General features: G+C 43.9%; 25 protein-coding genes and 1 tRNA gene. All 26 read left to right on the top strand.

What is annotated here, in order from left to right; all coding sequences use genetic code 11:
* The first annotated feature begins 110 nt into the window (after nucleotides 1-110).
* The 26 genes from der to aroB all read left to right on the top strand — a co-directional run bounded on the left by der (nucleotide 111) and on the right by aroB (nucleotide 19922).
* The gene (der, locus tag GC102_RS27640; protein ID WP_171692378.1) at nucleotides 111-1436 is read left to right on the top strand and encodes a ribosome biogenesis GTPase Der; all 1326 of its coding nucleotides are present in this window, start codon (nucleotides 111-113) and stop codon (nucleotides 1434-1436) included.
* A 13-nt stretch (nucleotides 1437-1449) separates the two neighbouring features.
* On the top strand, nucleotides 1450-2052 hold the full coding sequence (plsY, locus tag GC102_RS27635) for a glycerol-3-phosphate 1-O-acyltransferase PlsY (RefSeq protein WP_171643396.1): 603 nt from the start codon (nucleotides 1450-1452) through the stop codon (nucleotides 2050-2052).
* An 86-nt stretch (nucleotides 2053-2138) separates the two neighbouring features.
* Nucleotides 2139-3182: an NAD(P)H-dependent glycerol-3-phosphate dehydrogenase gene (locus GC102_RS27630; protein WP_171692377.1), complete on the top strand. Its 1044-nt coding sequence runs from the start codon at nucleotides 2139-2141 to the stop codon at nucleotides 3180-3182.
* A gap of 77 nt (nucleotides 3183-3259) precedes the next feature.
* Nucleotides 3260-3541 (top strand): stage VI sporulation protein F, encoded by a 282-nt coding sequence (locus GC102_RS27625; RefSeq protein ID WP_171692376.1) that lies wholly within the window; start codon nucleotides 3260-3262, stop codon nucleotides 3539-3541.
* 103 nt (nucleotides 3542-3644) lie between these two features.
* Entirely contained in the window at nucleotides 3645-3824 is a 180-nt protein-coding gene (locus GC102_RS27620; protein ID WP_171692375.1) for a DUF2768 family protein, read from the top strand.
* A 21-nt stretch (nucleotides 3825-3845) separates the two neighbouring features.
* Nucleotides 3846-4139 (top strand): 2Fe-2S iron-sulfur cluster-binding protein, encoded by a 294-nt coding sequence (locus GC102_RS27615; RefSeq protein WP_171692374.1) that lies wholly within the window; start codon nucleotides 3846-3848, stop codon nucleotides 4137-4139.
* Between the two features lie 27 nt (nucleotides 4140-4166).
* A complete protein-coding gene (locus GC102_RS27610; protein ID WP_171692373.1) occupies nucleotides 4167-4754 on the top strand; it encodes a nucleotidyltransferase family protein in 588 nt (195 codons plus the stop codon).
* Between the two features lie 31 nt (nucleotides 4755-4785).
* Nucleotides 4786-5136, top strand: coding sequence for a 2Fe-2S iron-sulfur cluster-binding protein (locus tag GC102_RS27605; protein WP_171692372.1), 351 nt, complete (start codon nucleotides 4786-4788; stop codon nucleotides 5134-5136).
* Nucleotides 5137-5159: 23 nt separating this feature from the next.
* A complete protein-coding gene (locus GC102_RS27600) occupies nucleotides 5160-5909 on the top strand; it encodes a YphF family lipoprotein (RefSeq protein WP_312883386.1) in 750 nt (249 codons plus the stop codon).
* Nucleotides 5910-6214: 305 nt separating this feature from the next.
* A complete protein-coding gene (spoIVA, locus tag GC102_RS27595; RefSeq protein ID WP_056614411.1) occupies nucleotides 6215-7693 on the top strand; it encodes a stage IV sporulation protein A in 1479 nt (492 codons plus the stop codon).
* Between the two features lie 245 nt (nucleotides 7694-7938).
* Nucleotides 7939-8211, top strand: a complete 273-nt coding sequence (gene hbs, locus GC102_RS27590; RefSeq protein WP_029193008.1) for a non-specific DNA-binding protein Hbs — start codon at nucleotides 7939-7941, stop codon at nucleotides 8209-8211.
* Nucleotides 8212-8365: 154 nt separating this feature from the next.
* Nucleotides 8366-8439: transfer RNA gene (locus GC102_RS27585), tRNA-Pro, on the top strand.
* Between the two features lie 96 nt (nucleotides 8440-8535).
* Complete coding sequence (locus GC102_RS27580) at nucleotides 8536-9462, top strand: phosphatase PAP2 family protein (protein ID WP_246321153.1); 927 nt, start codon at nucleotides 8536-8538, stop codon at nucleotides 9460-9462.
* A gap of 78 nt (nucleotides 9463-9540) precedes the next feature.
* On the top strand, nucleotides 9541-9789 hold the full coding sequence (gene mtrB / locus GC102_RS27575; protein WP_171643390.1) for a trp RNA-binding attenuation protein MtrB: 249 nt from the start codon (nucleotides 9541-9543) through the stop codon (nucleotides 9787-9789).
* 123 nt (nucleotides 9790-9912) lie between these two features.
* Entirely contained in the window at nucleotides 9913-10446 is a 534-nt protein-coding gene (locus GC102_RS27570; RefSeq protein WP_171643389.1) for a hypothetical protein, read from the top strand.
* A gap of 96 nt (nucleotides 10447-10542) precedes the next feature.
* Complete coding sequence (locus GC102_RS27565) at nucleotides 10543-11409, top strand: heptaprenyl diphosphate synthase component 1 (RefSeq protein WP_171692371.1); 867 nt, start codon at nucleotides 10543-10545, stop codon at nucleotides 11407-11409.
* 19 nt (nucleotides 11410-11428) lie between these two features.
* Nucleotides 11429-12178: a demethylmenaquinone methyltransferase gene (locus GC102_RS27560; RefSeq protein WP_171692532.1), complete on the top strand. Its 750-nt coding sequence runs from the start codon at nucleotides 11429-11431 to the stop codon at nucleotides 12176-12178.
* Nucleotides 12179-12185: 7 nt separating this feature from the next.
* Nucleotides 12186-13061 carry a UbiA-like polyprenyltransferase gene (locus GC102_RS27555; RefSeq protein WP_171643387.1) on the top strand — a complete coding sequence of 292 codons (876 nt, stop codon included), beginning with the start codon at nucleotides 12186-12188 and terminating at the stop codon, nucleotides 13059-13061.
* Nucleotides 13058-13669, top strand: a complete 612-nt coding sequence (locus GC102_RS27550; protein ID WP_171692370.1) for a UbiX family flavin prenyltransferase — start codon at nucleotides 13058-13060, stop codon at nucleotides 13667-13669. The genes GC102_RS27555 and GC102_RS27550 overlap by 4 nt, the downstream gene beginning before the upstream one ends.
* Entirely contained in the window at nucleotides 13650-14513 is an 864-nt protein-coding gene (locus GC102_RS27545) for a menaquinone biosynthetic enzyme MqnA/MqnD family protein (protein WP_171692369.1), read from the top strand. Before GC102_RS27550 ends, GC102_RS27545 begins: the two co-directional genes overlap by 20 nt.
* Nucleotides 14510-15487 carry a polyprenyl synthetase family protein gene (locus GC102_RS27540; RefSeq protein ID WP_246321152.1) on the top strand — a complete coding sequence of 326 codons (978 nt, stop codon included), beginning with the start codon at nucleotides 14510-14512 and terminating at the stop codon, nucleotides 15485-15487. Before GC102_RS27545 ends, GC102_RS27540 begins: the two co-directional genes overlap by 4 nt.
* Before the next feature lie 124 nt (nucleotides 15488-15611).
* Nucleotides 15612-16055, top strand: coding sequence for a nucleoside-diphosphate kinase (gene ndk, locus GC102_RS27535; RefSeq protein ID WP_171692367.1), 444 nt, complete (start codon nucleotides 15612-15614; stop codon nucleotides 16053-16055).
* A 219-nt stretch (nucleotides 16056-16274) separates the two neighbouring features.
* Nucleotides 16275-17057, top strand: coding sequence for a CheR family methyltransferase (locus GC102_RS27530; protein WP_171692366.1), 783 nt, complete (start codon nucleotides 16275-16277; stop codon nucleotides 17055-17057).
* 132 nt (nucleotides 17058-17189) lie between these two features.
* Nucleotides 17190-17354, top strand: a complete 165-nt coding sequence (locus tag GC102_RS27525; protein ID WP_171692365.1) for a hypothetical protein — start codon at nucleotides 17190-17192, stop codon at nucleotides 17352-17354.
* Between the two features lie 308 nt (nucleotides 17355-17662).
* Nucleotides 17663-18826 (top strand): chorismate synthase, encoded by a 1164-nt coding sequence (gene aroC, locus GC102_RS27520; RefSeq protein WP_171692364.1) that lies wholly within the window; start codon nucleotides 17663-17665, stop codon nucleotides 18824-18826.
* A 1-nt stretch (nucleotide 18827) separates the two neighbouring features.
* Nucleotides 18828-19922, top strand: a complete 1095-nt coding sequence (aroB, locus tag GC102_RS27515; RefSeq protein WP_171692363.1) for a 3-dehydroquinate synthase — start codon at nucleotides 18828-18830, stop codon at nucleotides 19920-19922.
* Nucleotide 19923 lies beyond the last annotated feature (1 nt).

Genomic DNA, 19923 nt, shown 5'->3' with positions numbered 1-19923 from the left:
ATATCTTGCGGAGTCTCAAAAGAGATTAGCCAAGTCGTGTCTTTTTTGTTATGATGTAAGTTGCGTATTTTTCCATGGCTGATCATGGAATTCGAAGGAGTGAATGAGTAGTGGCTAGACCTGTACTTGCAATTGTTGGCCGACCAAATGTCGGCAAATCCACCATTTTCAATCGGATCGTAGGCGATCGTCTTGCGATTGTAGAAGATAAACCGGGGGTTACACGTGATCGATTATATGGCGTAGGAGAATGGCTCAATACGTCATTCAGCGTCATTGATACAGGCGGTATTGAAATTGATGGGGAGGATGCAATCCTCAAATCTGTTCGAATTCAAGCGGAGCTTGCTATTGAAGAGGCGGATGTCATTGTTTTTATGGTGGATGCCAAAGCGGGCGTAACACCTTCGGATGAAGAAGTTGCCCAATTGTTATTCCGCTCCAAAAAACCGATCGTACTTGCTGTTAACAAAGTAGATAACCTTGCGCGTCAAGATGATATTTATGAGTTCTATTCTTTAGGCTTCGGCGATCCAGTCGGCATTTCAGGTTCCCATGGTATCGGGATCGGTGATTTACTTGAAGTTGTTTGCAACTTGTTCCCTGACAAAAAAGATGATGAATACGGCGAAGAAGTTGTGAAATTCGCGTTGATCGGTCGCCCAAATGTCGGGAAATCTTCGATGACGAATGCTATTCTTGGAGAAGAAAGGGTAATCGTAAGCGATGTGGCAGGAACGACGCGCGATGCGATCGATACCCCATTTGAACGGGATGGACAAAAGTTTGTTATTATTGATACGGCGGGAATGCGTAAGCGAGGTAAAGTCTACGAGAACACGGAGAAATATAGTGTCATGCGTGCTATGAAAGCGATTGAGCGTGCTGATGTTGTGCTCGTCGTTATCGACGGTCAAGAAGGCATTATCGATCAGGACAAGCATATTGCCGGTTATGCGCATGAAGCAGGAAAAGCGATAGTGATTGTCGTAAATAAATGGGATATCGTTGATAAAGATGATAAAACGATGCAGCATTTTACGCAAACCATTCGCGATCATTTCTTGTTCCTAAGCTACGCTCCAATTGTGTTTGTTTCAGCCAAAACGACGCAGCGCTTGCATAAGCTGTTGCCTGTCATTGTTCAAGTTGCTGAGAACCATGCTCTTCGTGTACAAACACATCTTCTTAATGATGTTGTTTCGGATGCTGTAGCCTACAATCCGCCTCCTACGGATAAAGGTAAACGCCTGCGTATTAACTATGTGACACAAGTAGCAGTTAAGCCTCCTGTCTTTGTGCTCTTCGTGAATGAGCCTGAGCTCATGCACTTTTCATATGAACGGTACTTGGATAACAAGATTCGTGCTGCCTTCGGATTTGAAGGAACCCCGATTCGTATCTTAAGCCGTAGGAAATCATCGGACAAAGAATAGGAGATGTTGTGCATTGCTTTCGATAATAACAATTGTAGCGGGTTATTTATTAGGCTCCATAAGCTTTAGTTATTTATTCGGAAAATGGTTCAAAGGCATTGATATCCGCAAACATGGGAGTGGCAATGCGGGAGCGACAAATACGCTCCGTGTTCTGGGTAAGGGACCTGCCATCTTAGTTCTTTTGCTCGATGCCTTGAAGGGAGTTGCTGCTGTGTGGATTGGAACATGGGCAGCTCCCGGACCCGATGACATCTGGATTCGTGTATTATGTGGGCTAGCAGCCATCGTCGGGCATAATTGGCCCGTTTACTTCGGCTTCCGAGGTGGTAAAGGTATCGCAACCACCATCGGTGTTATGGCCACGCTTTGCTTCATTCCAACGTTAATTGCTGGGTTAACAGCAATCGTCATCATTGCGGTCACTAGATTCGTATCGCTCGGTTCCCTTATTCTAACTGCACTTTTACCTTTTTTAATTTGGGGGATGGACCGACCTTTGCCAATTTTGTGGATTAGCATTTTGCTGTGTGCATTTGCTTTTATGCGTCATCGCACGAATATTGTGAAGCTTATTCAAGGTAAAGAGAACAAGCTGGGTCAGAAAAGGGCTTAGCAAATCTCACGATGCAAGTTTTCTACGAAAACTCAGCAACGCTTACGAAGCCAGTTTTCTTATGAAAACTTTTAGGAGGGGTAACCTTGTCAAACAAAGTTTCGGTCCTAGTCGCTGGAAGTTGGGGGACGGCACTTGCCTCGGTACTGGCGGATAATGGGAAACAAGTGCTTTTATGGTCTCGTAATGAGGATCAGGTTAAGGAAATAAATGAGAAGCATCGGAACAGCCGTTTTCTTCAAGATGTGGAGCTATCACCGCTAATCGTAGCGACAAACTCGCTGCAAGAAGCAGTAGAGGATGCAGATGCGATCATTATGGTCGTACCTTCATCTGGCATGCGCGAAGTAGCGTCACGTATGCGCCCTTTTTTGAAGAAGGATACTTTAGTGGTTCATGCGACCAAAGGCTTTGAAACAGGAACACTAAAGCGTATGACTGAGGTTCTTACTGATGAGCTTCCAGAAATAGATCCCAAGCGTCTCGTCGTACTTTCTGGGCCAAGTCATGCCGAGGAAGTTATTCGTAAATGTCCGACGACTGTCGTAGTCGCTGCCCAGGACCTGGAAGCGGCTGAATCCGCACAGGATTTGCTCATTAATTCCTACTTCCGCGTCTATACGAATCCGGATGTTGCCGGTGTTGAGGTTGGAGGGGCGCTTAAGAATATTATTGCGCTAGGTGCAGGTCTGACAGATGGTCTAGGCTTTGGTGATAATGCAAAGGCTGCTCTAATGACGAGAGGTTTGGCCGAGATTGCTCGTCTAGGCACGGCAATGGGAGCTAATCCGCTTACATTTTCCGGCTTAGCAGGGATTGGCGATCTGATCGTGACTTGTACGAGTCAGCATAGCAGGAATTGGCGTGCTGGCAATAAATTAGCAAATGGTATCCCCCTGGGCGAGGTTCTTGAAGAGATGGGGATGGTCGTAGAAGGCGTGAAGACTACGAAAGCTGCCTATGAGTTGTCCCGGAGATTTGACGTAACCATGCCGATTACAGATGAGCTATACAACGTTCTCTTCGATGGGAAGTCGCCTCAGCTAGCTGCACAAGATCTGATGGGGCGCGTCAGAACCCATGAGATTGAAGAGGTTGCCAGCGGCTCAGTAACAAATGTATTGAAGTAGCCTACACCACATCCTATCCGCATTCATACTATACCTTAGAAGATCCAGTCATCCAAAGGTATAGGGAGGCGGCACATTTGTCGAATAAGGATATCTCGAAAGACGTATTAAATGTGGTGAAAAAGAAAACGGGTAAATCCGTTACATCTAAAGATATTGAGAAACTGGCCAGCGGTGTGAAACCTTCTACCCTGCAAAGTGAAGCTCAACTTCGCCAACTCATCAAACAAGTTTCTGGTTTAGTGAACGTGAAGGTATCAGAAGAAACCATCAATGATATCGTTCAAGCGGTCAAAAGCAGTAAACTGGATTCCAACAATATGCAGCAATTAATGAACATGATGATGGGTAAGAAATAAAAAGCATGAAGGGGAGATCGTTCCCCTTTATGCTTTTTTTCTCATCCTATGATATACTTACTGGTGATCAATTTGAATGTTTCATACATAAGGAGTTAAGATTATGTCAAGTTTAGACAAAATGTGGGCATCATTCGTGGCGATCGGACTCATGGTAGTCGCGTCATTATTAATTTCTTACGCAAGGACTCGAACCACAGGAGTTCTTCGTATTGTGTTATCCGTGATTGCTTTTTTCCTATTTATTCCGATTTTACTTTACATGCTGCTATCTTTGTTTTAGCAACCTGGAGGCGAGATATTGATGTTAGAATTAAAAACACGCAAAACGCAGAAAACGATAGAGCCGGTTACCGGATTAACGATTCTGGACCACGCGCTCAAAGAAGATTTGGATTGGGGATTTTCGTGTACACGAGGTACTTGCGCCAGATGCCGTTGTTATGTAGCATCAGGCCGGGAACTGCTGTCATTGCCTTCGGATGAAGAAGAGAGCCGTTTGGAGCCTGAGGAGATCGAGCAGGGTTATCGGTTAGCTTGCCAGTGTGTAGTGAAGCAATCCGGAAATATTTCCGTTACACATAAGCCTTATTTCTAAAATTTCTGCCTGAAAGGTGTGGGCATCTTGGTCCTGCTGGAGCCGTTACTACCAACGATTACAACCATCCATACTCAATTATTGCAAGTTCCAGATGTACGATGGCTCATCGGTGGAAGCTGCGGACTGCTTTTACAAAACGTAGATATTGGAAGAAGTCCAAGAGATCTGGACATCTATGTAGATGACAACGATGTAACTGCTATACATTCTTCCTTAGTAGATTATTCGGTGGATGCACCGATTTATAGTGAAACCCCTATTTATGCATCAATCCTAAGTCATTATATGATCGATGGAAATGCGGTGGAAGTCGTTGGTGATTTCAGAGTTAATGCTCTGCACTCTACTTACCACGTGGAAGCTACGTATCTTTGGGAAAATCATAGCCAATCGGTCACGATCGACGAACAGGAAGTTAGAATGATGCCGTTAGCCCATGAACTCCTCTTTAATTTGCTTCGCAATCGTCCTGATCGTTATGAAGCTATTGCGAAAACCATGATAGCTTTTCCAGAGCTGCATATGCAGGCGTTAAGCGATTTAATGCAAAGAAATCGCTGGGGAAGCGAGTTTGAGCGGAAACTGGAGCGGTTGATAGATTCAAGCAAATAGCAGGAAGATTGCTTATCAGAAGGTGGACTCGATGAATGGATCAGAAGTACATTTTTGGCCCGATGACAAAAAAATAAGTGTTCGACCAGGAACGACCTTGCTCGATGCAGGGCGTAAAGCTAAGGTTCACATACGTACACGTTGCGATGGCAAGTCGGCTTGCCTTATGTGTAAAGTGAAGGTTAGTGATCCAAGTGGTCTTGCACCTATGAATGTGAATGAACGGTTAAAGCTTGGCACCCAGGCTGACGAGGGCTATCGACTTGCTTGTCAGGCCCGTGTAATGATTGGCTGCGTACAGGTAACGGTGCCAGAAGATCCTCTTAAGGCCGCCATACGTGCTCAACTTGCGAGGCAAGCAGAGGAAGACGATTTATTTTAGAAAAAAGATAGGATGATTGTGTCGTGAAATTAGCTCGAAACCTTTTACATGGTAGATGGGTAGGTATCACTCTTTGTATAGTCCTGCTGCTCAGTGGTTGTGCTTACCCGAAGGAAATGCGTAAAGAGAATCAAATTAACCCGGCTGAGTTCATTACTGTTGTTCAGCAGGCCATTGATCTCTACCACGAAAAGAACGGCGTTCTTCCGATCAAGAATAGTGATATGACTACGCCCCTCTATGAGAAATACGTGATTGATTTTGGTAAATTGAAAAAAACCAATCTGTTGAGTACAGTTCCGGCAAACGCGTTCGAAAGCGGCGGCATTTTTATCTACGTGTTGGTCGATGTGGAAACAAAGCCAATGGTTAAGTTGATGGATTTATCTGCTTATCAAAGTGTGGAGGATGTCCAGAAAAAGATCAATGATTATAAGGTGAAGCATGATGGTAACCTGCCTCCGGGGATTGCTATTAATGAAGCTTTTAATTATGTTGATTTTGATAAGCTTGGCATGAAATCTCCCGAGATCAAGTCCGTTTACAATCGCAAAAATTTCATAACCTATTTGGTGAACAAGCGAACGGGTGATGTAGCGATTGATTATGCAATTGACATTATGCAGCTAATCCAAAGCAATTCGTTAGAAAGCACATTGAAGTCCGATCAGGATTTGCGAGAGATTCTCGTGAATAAATCTTATTTCGTACCTATACGCAGCTACCCGTATTTATGGCAAAATAATCAGCCAATGCCTCAGAATAAACAATAGACGCAACCTCTTACAGAAATCTGTAAGAGGTTTTTTTAGATTTTCAGAATAACCCATACAAGTCAATCATATATTTTTTCAATGTGGTGAGACTTTGATCTAGCGTCAAAGGTCCACTAAATATGGTTCTATAAGGAAAGCCGTATGTGCTTCATAAAATATGAGCGGCAAAAAAAAGATTATACGCATCTATCATATTTCTATCGAAAGTACATATATTTCTTACTAGTCCAAATGAATGTACGAGTAGTCAATTGTTACCGTCACAAGAGTCAGTTGACGACCAAACTGTAGGAGGGATTCTCTTGGAGAAAGTGGATATCTTTAAGGACATTGCAGAACGAACGGGAGGGGACATTTACCTGGGGGTTGTTGGAGCAGTCCGGACAGGAAAATCAACCTTTATTAAGCGTTTTGTGGAATCTGTAGTGCTTCCAAACATTCAAAGTGAAGCGGATAGGATCCGGGCTACCGATGAACTCCCGCAGAGCGCTGCTGGCCGCACGATTATGACAACGGAGCCGAAATTCGTACCGAATACGGCGGTCCAAATTTCGGTGGCCGAAGGGCTGAATGTGAATGTTCGCCTTGTTGATTGTGTAGGTTACGCAGTCGATGGCGCCAAAGGCTATGAAGACGAGAACGGACCGCGGATGATCAATACACCTTGGTTCGATGAACCGATTCCATTCCAGGAAGCAGCTGAAATTGGAACACGTAAGGTCATTCAGGAACATTCGACACTCGGTGTTGTTGTAACTACCGATGGTACGATTTCTGATATTCCGAGGTCTTCGTACGTGTTGGCAGAGGAAAGAGTCATTAATGAGCTAAAAGAAGTAGGCAAACCTTTCATTGTCATCATTAATTCACAGAAACCGAATAGTGAACCTGCGCTTGAGCTGCGAAGCGAGCTGCAAAGCCGCTACGACGTCCCTGTTGTGACGATGAGTGTAGCGAGCGCAGGCGAAGAAGAAATGGTCTCTGTGCTGCGTGAAGTGCTCTACGAGTTCCCTGTTCATGAAGTGAACGTGAACTTACCAAGCTGGGTGATGGTTCTGGATGAGAATCATTGGCTGCGGACTCAATTCGAAGCTTCCGTACGTGATACGGTTCAAGATATTAGACGTTTGCGCGACGTTGATCGTGTCGTCAGTCAATTCGCCGAATATGAGTTCATTGATAAAGCCGCTTTGGCTGGACTTAATATGGGGCAAGGTGTAGCGGAGATCGACCTGTTTGCGCCTGATGAGTTATACGACCGCATTCTGGTCGAAGTTGTCGGGGTAGAAATTCGCGGCAAAGATCATCTGCTTCAGTTAATGCAGGACTTCACACATGCGAAACGAGAATATGATCAATTCGCCGAGGCGCTCGAAATGGTGAAAACGACAGGCTACGGCATAGCGCCTCCGACGCTCGCTGAGATGGCTTTGGATGAGCCGGAGTTAATCCGTCAAGGATCTAGGTTCGGTGTCCGTTTACGGGCTACAGCGCCGTCTATTCATATGATTCGTGTGGATGTAGAGTCGGAATTCTCACCGATTATCGGTACGGAGAAGCAAAGTGAAGAACTTGTCCGCTATCTCATGCAGGATTTCGAAGATAATCCGCTTAAAATTTGGGAGTCTGATATATTCGGAAGATCGCTTCATTCTATCGTTCGTGAGGGGATTCAAGGGAAACTTGCCCAGATGCCGGACAATGCTCGTTATAAACTGCAAGAGACGCTTGGCCGAATTATTAACGAAGGATCTGGCGGTTTAATTGCAATAATCTTGTAAATATGTAGACAAAAAACACTCAAAAGAGTGTTTTTTGTCGTTTAATAGCCGAAATACCCACATAAATTGGAAAGCGATACTTGAAATTGCTGTCGGAGTGTATTACTATAAATTTATTCGTCTGCTTTCGAAGTTCATTTTTACTAAGAAAATCAACGATTTTTATTGGATAATGTATATTTTCTGAAGAAACGGTGAAAACAGGAAGTAACGGAAGTGAGAAATCTTGGGGGGAGGTGAATGGCATGAATAAATCTGAATTGATTAACAAGGTTGCTGAAACCTCTGAGCTTTCCAAGAAAGATGCAACTAAAGCAGTTGATGCTGTTTTTGATGCAATTTCCGAAGCGCTGCAAGGCGGAGATAAAGTACAACTAGTTGGATTCGGTAACTTTGAAGTTCGTGAACGTTCTGCTCGTAAAGGACGTAATCCACAGACTGGTGATGAGATCGAAATTCCAGCAAGCAAAATTCCAGCTTTCAAACCTGGTAAAGCACTTAAAGATGGCATTCAATAATCGCGTTTTACATACTATTGAACGTTATATAACAACAAAGCCGTGACCGCTAATAGCTGTCGCGGCTTTCTTTATTGCTGATAGAAAATGCCTTTACAATTCCAAAATCTCCTACTATAATTACAAAAGTGAATAAGTAAACCTAAGCTACAAACGGGGTATGGCGCAGCCTGGTAGCGCGCACCCTTGGGGTGGGTGAGGTCGCACGTTCGAATCGTGTTACTCCGATTATGAAAAAGACATCGAAAGTCCGATGTCTTTTTCTCATGAAGAGGCTTGTTCCAAAACAGATAGAACTTCTTAGAAGATTTAGGGGGAACGGTCTTGTATAAGTTGAAACTGAACGCGCTCGTGAAATCGCAAGATTGGACGATGTTTGGCATTATCGCTTCTATTTACTTGGTTTGGCGCATTGGCACGGTCGGGAACTGGAGTAAGGAATGTTGGATCCTGTTGTTAATATGTTTGCTAGGTGTCCGCAAAGACCAAGTTGACGTGGATTGGAGACGATTCTTCCTATTTGGTATTCCATTACTTGGAGTATTTTATTACTTCTACGGGACGGGAAATGGTTTCTGGTGGAGAGTCGCCAATTGGATGTTTGAAAATAACAGACATCCGTGGCATTGGGATGATTATATGAACGCAATTCCGCTGAATACGGGTGGATGGGCGAGATGGATTGCATCTCCTTTTCTAGATAAAGCGATGGTTTGGATTTATAATTACGGCTTTGTTTTATCTTTGTGGATCTGCATTGTGCGGAGCTTCTGGACACGCAGTATCAAAAAGATGCTTTCTTATGCATTATCGGGTCACATGCTGCAATTCCCACTTATTTTGCCCTTCTACAATTTAATTTTGTTACGTGAAGTTTGGTATGTGAATAAGCAGCCTGATTTATTACACCGAGTTTTTGCGGATGAGAATTCTTTGCTTGTCGCTACAATGAACTGTTTCCCTAGTATGCATACATCTATCTCTTTTGCTATGCTTCTTCTCGCCCTGCGAGAAAAGGACCGTATATTCAAAACGATGATGGTCACATACTGCGCGGCAATCATTTTCTCAACCCTGTACTTACAAATTCATTGGCTGATTGATGTATTCGCTGGTATGCTATTTGCTTATGGCACAGTCAAGCTATCAGATTTTCTCATTCGCTTAGGATCCAAAAACATGCTGCCAACCACATTTAAGAAATTTTACCAAAAAGGAACGAAAGCAGCATCCAATGAACTAACAGTTTGAGACTGGTTGACTTCCCAATGCTTTTTTTGGCATGATGAAGTATAGGATTGTAGTTTAGGGCAAGAACGGAGGATGGAAATGGAACAATCGAATAAATCAAATAATCCGAATACGAACGGCAATGAATATTTCGTTGTTAAAGCCAAGGATAATGGTGTACATGTTATCGGTCTAACTCGTGGTCAAGATACTCGCTTTCATCATACAGAAAAGCTGGACAAGGGCGAAGTCATGATTGCTCAGTTCACAGAGCATACATCCGCAGTAAAGGTTAGAGGCAAGGCGCTTATTATGACCAAGTACGGTACGATTGACACAGAAGAATAATTATAATTGTTAAAGCAGGCATAGCCTGCTTTTTTTCTTTGTAGAATGGTGTATAGGGCTTGGAACTATCGAAAGCTTAGTCAATTCGTTTTGTGCTTGCAAAGTGTAGGAGGTGCTTGTTAGATGAAGTGGTCGATGCGTATTGTGATGACGTTAGGTCTATCTATTATTATGGTCGTTTGTTTATCTTTACTTCCAAAGATGGATCGATCCACGGGGTTAGGCTCGCCTTATAATTGGTCAAGCAATCGCGCAGGGGAGCTCACAGATAATAATATGGTAGATTTACTGGTGCAAGTGCCACTTCAGCTGCGGATTCGCAAAGTCGAGCTGAGCAACTCCCGCATGTCGCTTGATTTGAGCTTACCGAAAAACGCGGATTCTGCAGCCGTCTATCGAGATTTGTACACAATCGCACAAACGATGATCACGAAAACGAAAAATGTAAATCAAATATGGGTTCGTGTCATTGATTATTCGGGTGTCACAGATTCAACTTCTACACAGCTTGTGCTGGCTATGGTTGCACAGCGTGAAAATGGGAAGGATATGGAGAAGAATGCGAATGAGCTCAGCCTTATTCAACTTGAGCAGCAATTACAAAACCGTTTTCGTATCACATACACTTCTAAATGGCAGCAAAGATATCCCTTATAATTAATTGTGCTTCTATGTACGTGTTATGATATAATGACTTGAATTGAGCATGTTTTGAACATAAATGATTTGGCACACGGTTACGGAGGCTTTTGCATGAATTCTTATCGGATCCCAGAGATCGCTAAGCAATACACAGAGTATGATATGATTCAAATTCACACAGACTTGCCCGATTTCCCGGAGCTTCGCACACGTCTGTTGTTTGCATTCTTGAACGGAAACAGTAAGTTTAGTTCTTCGAGCGAGTTGTATACGCTAGCTACGTCGCTTGTTCAACTAGCGCTCGATACCCACGATTTGGTTACAGCTTCCAATGATGTGAAAGAGAAAAAGGCGGCAAGATCAAGGCAGCTAAAAGTTCTTGCTGGGGATTATTTCAGTTCCCGCTTTTACAATCTCCTAGCTCAGGCAGGCCAGATCGAGATGATTAAACAGTTGTCAAACGCAATCTGTGAAGTCAACCGTCTCAAGATGAACATTTACATGAAAATGAAGCAATTGAAATTGACGGCAGAAGATTACATCCACCTAACCGTGGAAATTAAATCTCAGCTGTTTTTGTCTTTCTCTGAATTTATGTCTGAGGTCTATGATCAAGCATGGCCTGATATTCTGAGAAGTTATGCAAGGTGTGAGGTTATATTTGAAGAAATTTTCCGCGTCGAATCTGCGGCGAATTTCAGAGACAGCTGGGGATTCTGGCATATTCTGCAGCATGGTACGAAAGAAGAACGGAAGCAGCTGCATGCAGAAGAATCCGATCAAGCCAGACTTCGTACACTCATTCATAAATATAATATTACTTCACAGCTTTATCAGATGCTGGACTCCCACACCAAGCAACTACAGTCCAAAGTACAGCAGCTTGAATCGGATAAACTAATAAGTGAACTGTTTCACATTGGAGAGCCGTTTCTTCGATTCTCAGCAAAGCAGCCCAAAGTGCTAGAAGAAATTTGAGGTGACATCAAAGATGAATATGACAAAAACAAATAGCAACACGAAAACAACCAAAACCAAAGAAGAGTTCGTTCACTCTGTCTTTGAAAGTATTGCACCCAAATATGATCTTATGAACAGTATCCTAAGCTTCCGTAGGCATAAAGCATGGCGCAAATTCACTATGAAGAAAATGAACGTGAAGCCCGGGGAGACTGCGATTGACCTGTGCTGTGGTACCTGCGATTGGACGATCAGTCTTGCCCAAGCGAGTGGAAACGGTAAGATGGTGGGGCTGGATTTTAGCCAAAACATGCTGGATTATGGTGCAGAGAAAATCAAGCAGCTTCACTTGGATCAGCAGATTCAGCTAATTCAAGGTAATGCGATGAGTCTTCCGTTTGACGACAATACGTTTGATTACGCAACGATCGGATTTGCTCTTCGTAATGTTCCCGATTTGGAGCAAGTCATCCGTGAAATGCAGCGTGTCGTTAAGCCAGGAGGGCTAGTTGTGTCTTTAGAGCTCTCTAAACCAACTTGGCAGCCATTCAAGTCTATTTATTATTTTTATTTTCAACGTGTACTGCCTTTTTTGGGCAAGCTAATTGTAAAGAAGTACGAGCAGTACAAGTGGCTGCCGGAATCATTAATCCATTTTCCGGATCATAAACAGTTAGCAGCTATTTTTACGAACCAAGGATTGGAACATGTACAGGCGCACCCATTAACAGGCGGGGTTGCAGCTTTGCATATGGGTACCAAGGGGAAAACGAAATCAGGAGTGTAGTCAGCATATGTTTACTAAATTGAAAATATTTTTAGAAATGATTAAATTTGAACACAGTGTGTTTGCATTACCATTTGCTTTCATGGGAGCAATTCTAGGCTCAGTCGTATTAAATGGACATTTGCCTAGCTGGGCTCAGATCGGTTGGATAACACTAGCCATGGTTGGGGCGAGAACAGCAGCGATGGCCTTGAATCGCGTGATTGATAAAGCCATTGATAAAAGAAATCCAAGGACGGAGAATCGAGCCATTCCCGCGGGGCTAATCTCCATTCAGCAGGTTATTATTTATATTATTATTTCGTTTGCAATGCTTTTCTGGGCAACCTCTAATTTAAGCTCTTTATCCATGAAACTGCTGCCTATTGCAGTGTTTTTTCTTGTCTTTTACTCGTACACCAAAAGATTTACTTGGACTTGCCACTTTGTCTTAGGTTTGACATTAGGACTAGCTCCACTTGGGGGCTGGGTTGCCGTAACCGGTCAATTTACATGGTCTTCTATCATTTTTTACTTGACGGTAGTATGTTGGAGCGCAGGTTTCGATCTGATTTATGCCTGTCAAGATGCCGAGTTTGATCGGAATGAAGGTCTGCATTCCTTACCAAGTCGATTCGGGATTAAGGCTGCCTTGAATACAGCTCGTGTCCTGCATGTACTCACAGCTGTTGGTTTAGTCACTTTGTTTTTCATTACACATTTGAGCTGGTTCTATTTAATTGGCCTCGTTATCGCTTATTTTATTTTGTATAAAGAACATCGACTTGTCTCACCGCAAGACTTATCCAAATTAAACACTGCGTTTTTCACAATGAACGGTGTACTGAGCTTAGTGATGTTTGCCTTCACGTTACTTGATGTGATAGTGAGTCAACATTCATGAGCGGCAACTGGGTAGTAGGAATCACTGGAGCTAGTGGTGCTATCTATGGCGTACGGCTCTGCCAAGTAATGCTGGATCAAGGTTTAAGTGTACATCTAATCGTTACGGATGCAGGCTGGAGAGTGCTGCATGATGAATTGGATTGGAACGTAAGCAAACGCCAAGATATGCTGCTGGAACATTTTGGCGGACGCGCAGGTTCCTTCAACTATCATCCAATTGCTGATATTGGGGCAACCGTTGCAAGTGGATCTTTTCGGACCAAGGGCATGGTTGTTATTCCTTGCTCAATGGGAACTTTATCAGGGATCGCTCATGGTTCATCAGATAATTTATTGGAGCGAACAGCGGATGTGATGCTCAAAGAAGGAAGAAAATTAATCCTGGTTCCAAGGGAAACGCCTTTACACGCCATACATTTGGAGAACATGTTAACCTTGTCGAGAATGGGCGTACGCATGCTTCCGGCTATGCCGGCCTTTTATAATCGTCCGCGCTCAATCGATGAGATGGTCGATTTTTTGGTGGGTAAAGTGCTGGATAGCATGGACATTGAACATTCCTTGTACCGAAGATGGGGAGATAACAATGAGCAACCTAAACCCTAAAATACGAATTGGCCGGATTAATTACACAAACGTTTGGCCGATTTACTATTACTTTCCCGAACTTATGAATAGCTCAGAGGTTGACATTATTGAACAAGTCCCTACCTCACTTAATCAAGAGATGGCTGATGGGAACATCGATATGGGGCCCATTTCTTCCTTTGCTTACGGAGAATCCTTTGAAAATTATGTGCTCTACCCGGATCTTTCTGTTAGCGCCTATGGAGAAGTGAATTCCATTCTGTTGTTCCATGAAAAGCCGTTACGCGAAATTGCGAATGGTCATATTGTGCTGCCAACTACCTCAGCTACGTCGGTGAATTTACTCAAAGTCATTCTCCAAAAATTTTATAATGGGAATCCGACTTATGAATATGCGAAACCCAATTTAGAAGAGATGATGGAGAAAGCGGACGGGGCTTTATTGATCGGAGACGATGCGATTAAAGAAAGTTGGCGCAATAAAACGTATATGATTACGGATCTTGGGCAAGAATGGGCCAAATGGACAGGACAGTGGATGTCATTTGCCGTATGGGCGATTCGTAAGGAGACAACCCAGAAGTATCCGGAATTAGTTGCAGCGGCTTTTGAGGCCTTCATGGCTAGTAAAGCCAAAGCACACCAAAATCCGGAAGAGATGATACGCGAAGCACAAAGTACGGTTGGTGGGACATCTCAATATTGGCATCATTATTTTCATACGTTATGTTATGATTTTGGATCGGAACAGTGGGAAGGTCTTGCTACGTATTACAAGTACTGCTATGAGCTTGGTTTCCTGCCGAAGCCGGTAAGCATTGGGTTATGGTCAGAGAAAAAGAACGCACGGGTGACGGAATGAAAAATTTAATGGAAATCTATACAAGAAAGAAAAAGGATATAGCTGCAATTGAAAAAGAGCTCGAGGAAAGCGTGTATACAGATCATGCGATGCTTCGAGAAACTTCTATGCACTTACTGAAAGCGGGAGGGAAGCGGATTCGCCCCGTCTTTGTTCTGCTTTCAGGTGAGTTTGGGAGCTATCAGCTCCAAACGATGAAGCATGTCGCGGTACCGCTCGAGCTCATTCATATGGCATCGCTTGTTCATGATGATGTGATTGACGATGCAAACACAAGACGTGGACAATTGACGGTCCGATCCAAATGGGATAATCGGATTGCTATGTTCACTGGAGATTATATTTTTGCCAAAGCTTTAGGAGTCATAACCCAAATTCATAAGCCAGCAGTCCATCAAATTATGTCAAAAGCCATCGTAGAGATGTCAATTGGGGAAATGGAACAAATTCGTTTCTTTTTCCAATCAGAGCAAACAATTCGAGATTATTTATTACGGATTAGACGTAAAACGGCACTTCTAATTGCCATTTCATGCCAATTAGGGGCGATGGCGGCGGATACACCCGACTGGATAAGCAGCAAGCTATATGCTTTTGGCTATAACATAGGTATGGTGTTTCAAATACGGGATGATATTCTGGATTTAATCGGTACGGAAAAGCAAATAGGGAAACCGCCGGGCAGCGATGTCAAACAAGGAAACATAACGTTACCTGTCCTGCTCGCTATGCAGGATCCATCCTTGAAGCCGCTCATTTTGTCTGAATTAGACCGTATACATAAGCTGGATGGACAAACGGATGTAAGTCGATTCTTGGATATGATCCGTGGCAGTGAAGGCATAGATAAAGCTGAGGTGCTTTCTCAGAAGTATCTTGATAAGGCTATAGCTTCTCTAGATAAGTTGCCAAATGTTCAAGCTAAGAAAGACCTCATTGAAATTGCACATTTTATAGGAAATCGTTCTTATTAATGTATTGTACTTCGATTTGAGAAAAGCTGCCAAAAAGTGTAAACTAGTTGAGAATACATAGATTGTACCTGAGTAAGTTTATGCACAAGTTTTCTTATGGAAACTATAAGGAGGAAGTCCTTACATGGAAAAAACATTCTTGATGGTTAAACCAGATGGCGTACAACGCAGCCTTGTAGGCGAAATAGTAAAGCGCTTTGAACAAAAGGGCTTTCAATTAATCGGCAGCAAGCTAACTGTTATTTCGAGGGAGCAAGCTGAACTTCACTATGCGGAGCATAAAGGTAAAGATTTTTTCGAAAGACTCGTGACGTTTATTACGTCCGGACCCGTATTCGCGATGGTGTGGCAAGGGGAACAAGTCATTTCTCTATCCCGAACGATGATTGGGAAAACGAATACTCTTGAAGCCGCTCCGGGAACAATACGCGGTGACTTTGCTGTACATACGCATTTAAACCTGATTCATGGTTCGGATTCACCTGAAAGCGCTGAGCGCGAAATTAGCAATTTCTTTAAATCGGACGAGCTTTTTGAATACAATAAAGTCATTCAACAATGGATCTAGTTCACAGAAATCAAAGAACCTGACATCTTATCGGATGCGGGTTCTTTTTTTTGTCGTATTATAAAGGATTTTGGTATTTGCTTACAGAATGTATGTTACTTCAGGATAAACGACTTCGTCGTCCCTAGGGACGAGCGCGTTTGTCAAGGTTGAAGCGAAGCAAAAGTATAAAACGTATACTTTCTTTTCAACAGAAATTGACCAAGGTGGGTGGACAGCATGGAAGATCAAGATTTTTTGTTATTTATTAAAAAAATAAAAGAACACACGTCCATTGATCTTGCTCTTTATAAAGAAGCGCAAATGAAAAGACGTCTAACAACTCTACGGATGAAGCGTGGTTATAATACGTTCGTCGCTTTTTTTGATGCGATGATGAAAGATAAAGAACTATTCTATGAATTTTTGGATCGCATGACGATTAATGTCTCTGAGTTTTGGAGGAATCCGAATCGTTGGGAGCTCGTTGAGCAGAAATTTGTACCCGAGATGTTGAAGAAGAACAGACGCTTAAAAGTATGGAGTGCGGCTTGTTCAACGGGAGAAGAGCCTTATACGCTAGCGATGATTTTGGCCGAACAAGGAGCGCTTAATGAAGCTCATTTACACGCGACGGATATTGATGATGGCGCCTTGGAAAAAGCACGCAAAGCAGTCTACCTCGATCGTTCTTTGCGAGATGTGCCTGAAAAGTACGCGAAGAAATATTTTCGACAAGAACAAATGATGTACCATATTACGGACGATCTGAAAAAGTCCATAAAATTTCAAAAGCAAAACCTGCTTGTCGATACATTTGATATGGGATATGATCTCATCGTTTGCCGCAATGTGATCATTTATTTTACGGAGGAAGCAAAACATGTCCTCTACCAGAAATTTTCTAAAGCGCTGAAACCAGGTGGATTATTGTTTGTTGGTTCTACTGAGCAAATTTTCTCCCCAGGGCAATATGATCTAGAACCAGCAGATACTTTCTTTTATCGCAAAAAGGGTGTATAAGATCTTCCATATCTTCCAATACTAAGATGTAGCAGAAACATATGCTTATCATGCAAGTTTTCACGCTACGGAAATCTCAGTAACGCTTACGATGCAAGTTATTGCTAAGGCAATAACTCTTAGGAGGCAATTATGGACAAACGCAAAGTGATTACCGCATATCGTAGGGGAATGATCTCCATTCAGGAATGTGCGCAGATTTTGGGAGTCGATTCCTCACAAATCGTGGGACTCATGAATGATCCACAGCTCTCCGAACTCCCAAGAGTCGTCCGAAAGCAGCCTATGCACGGGTAATCTTTGCTCATGACTAGATGTAGACACGCTCTCGCTAAGGGGATTATCCCTTACGTGCGAAGCGTGTTTTTGCGTTTGTGCTGTTGCCAAACCCGAGTACCTATACTATAATGACAAAAGATAATCGCGCGTCAAAGCGCTAAAGTGTTTGATAAAAGCAACCATTCAAAAGCGGATGCTTATGAAGTTAGTATTGCTAAGCAAATCTTTATAGTTAATACTTACGATGTTAGTATGATATCGTAATACTCAAAAAGTGTATGCTTACGAAGCTGATGCTTCGCAAAACTCATAGGGGGTAACAGATTGTGAGATATTTAACAGCAGGTGAAACGCACGGCCCACAGCTCACTGCGATAATTGAAGGGTTTCCAAGTAATGTAACTTTAAACTTTGAAGATTTGAACTTCCAATTACATAGACGTCAAAAAGGGTATGGTCGCGGTCGTCGGATGCAGATTGAGAAAGATACAGCGACCATTGCAGGCGGTGTGCGCCATGGCAAAACAACAGGAGCTCCAATCGCGCTTGTTGTTGTTAATAACGACTGGAAGCACTGGACAACGGTAATGGGGATTGAGCCGGTTGAAGAAGATAATGAAGGCAAACGTCGTTTAAATCGTCCGCGTCCAGGACATGCAGATTTAAATGGCGGCCTTAAATATAATCAAAGAGATATGCGCAACATCTTGGAGCGCTCAAGCGCACGTGAAACAACTATGCGTGTAGCAACAGGAGCTGTTGCACGCCAATTATTAGCTGAGTTCGGCATTAAAGTGGCAGGCCAAGTCATCCGTATCGGTGATGTTGAAGCAAAGCGTCAAGAACTTCCACTAGATGAGCTTATTCGGATAACGGAAGAATCTCCAGTACGTGTCGTTGATAAAGAAGCAGAAGCCCAAATGATTGCTGCAATCGACGCGGCCAAGGAAGATGGCGATACACTTGGCGGAATCGTTGAAGTTATCATTGAAGGTGTGCCTGTAGGACTTGGCAGCCATGTGCAATGGGATCGCAAGCTGGATGGTAAAATTGCACAAGCCGTACTTTCCATTCAAGCATTTAAAGGTGTTGAATTTGGAATCGGTTTTGAAGCGGCAGAGCGAAGAGGATCTAACGTTCATGACGAAATTCTTTACACGAAAGAAGATGGCTTTAGCCGCAGAACAAATCGCGCAGGCGGGTTCGAAGGCGGAATGACAACCGGCGAACAAATTATTGTGCGCGGTGTCATGAAACCAATCTCGACACTCTACAAGCCGCTGCAAAGCGTTGATATTGATACGAAGGAAGTAATCTCAGCTCAAGTAGAGCGTTCGGATACTTGTGCGGTTCCAGCAGCAGGCGTGATTATGGAGAACGTAATTGCTTGGGAAGTAGCGAATGCTTTCTTGGATAAATTCGGCGGCGACTCGATCGAGGAAATTCGTGCGAACTTAACCAACTTCTTAGCCCAAGTGGAGAGCTACTAATATGAGAGAGCTCACCGTAGATCTTGGAGAACGGTCTTATCCTATTTATATCGGCCAAGGCATTCTTAACGATATCACGGCTCTATTTGACCGGGCGAAGCTTAGCCGCAAATCGCCTTTACTCGTAGTCACCGATGACGCGGTGGCTCCGCTGCACCTGGAGCGCGTGTTGACGCTGCTCCGTGAGGGCGGCTTCGCCGCCACAGCCTGCGTCGTGCCCGCAGGCGAAACCTCCAAATCCCTCGCGCAGCTCGAGGGAATAGTCACCGCCGCCCTCCAGGCGGGCCTCGATCGCAGTTCGGCGATCGTCGCCCTTGGAGGAGGCGTGGTCGGCGATCTCGCCGGCTTCGCTGCGGCGAGCTTCATGCGCGGGATCCGCTTCGTGCAGATCCCGACAACGATCCTTGCCCACGACAGTTCCGTCGGCGGCAAGGTCGCGGTCAACCATCCGATGGCGAAGAACATCATCGGGGCGTTCCACCAGCCCGAGCTCGTTCTCTTCGACATCGACTTGCTTCTAACATTGCCGCCCCGCCAGGTGAAGGCGGGCCTCTCGGAAGTGATCAAGCACGGCTTGATCTGGGACGCTGAATTCACGCAGTGGTGCGACGACAATGCGGAGAAGCTGCTGGCATTAAACCCGGAAGCGCTCAGTTACGCGCTTTACATAGGTTGTAAAGTCAAGTCTATCGTAGTATCCCAAGATGAGCGCGAGAATGATTTACGCGCTATCTTGAATCTCGGCCATACGATTGGTCACGCCTTGGAAGCTGTCGCCGGTTATGGCGAGCTGCTGCATGGTGAAGCGATTGCAATCGGTATGGTGGGGGCTGCTAAGTTAGCTCAGCAGTTCGGTTATGCCGAGGACATCCATACGGTGACGAAGGGGCTATTCGGGAAATACGGATTGCCAGTTAGCATTCCTTCTCATTTGGATACGGATAGTATCTTGGGCGCGATGATGCACGATAAGAAATTCAAAGAAGGCACAATGGTCTACATCATCCCGACGGAAATCGGTAAAGTAGAAATTCGTAAGGATGTTAAGGTAGAGCAAGTCAGACAAATTGTTGAGCTTTTAAAAGGGGAGAGTTAGC

This window comes from Paenibacillus germinis (assembly GCF_013141785.1).
GTDB lineage: Bacteria > Bacillota > Bacilli > Paenibacillales > NBRC-103111 > Paenibacillus_E > Paenibacillus_E phytorum.
Note: the sequence above shows the minus strand (reverse complement) of the source record. Positions and strands in the feature narration are given on the sequence as shown.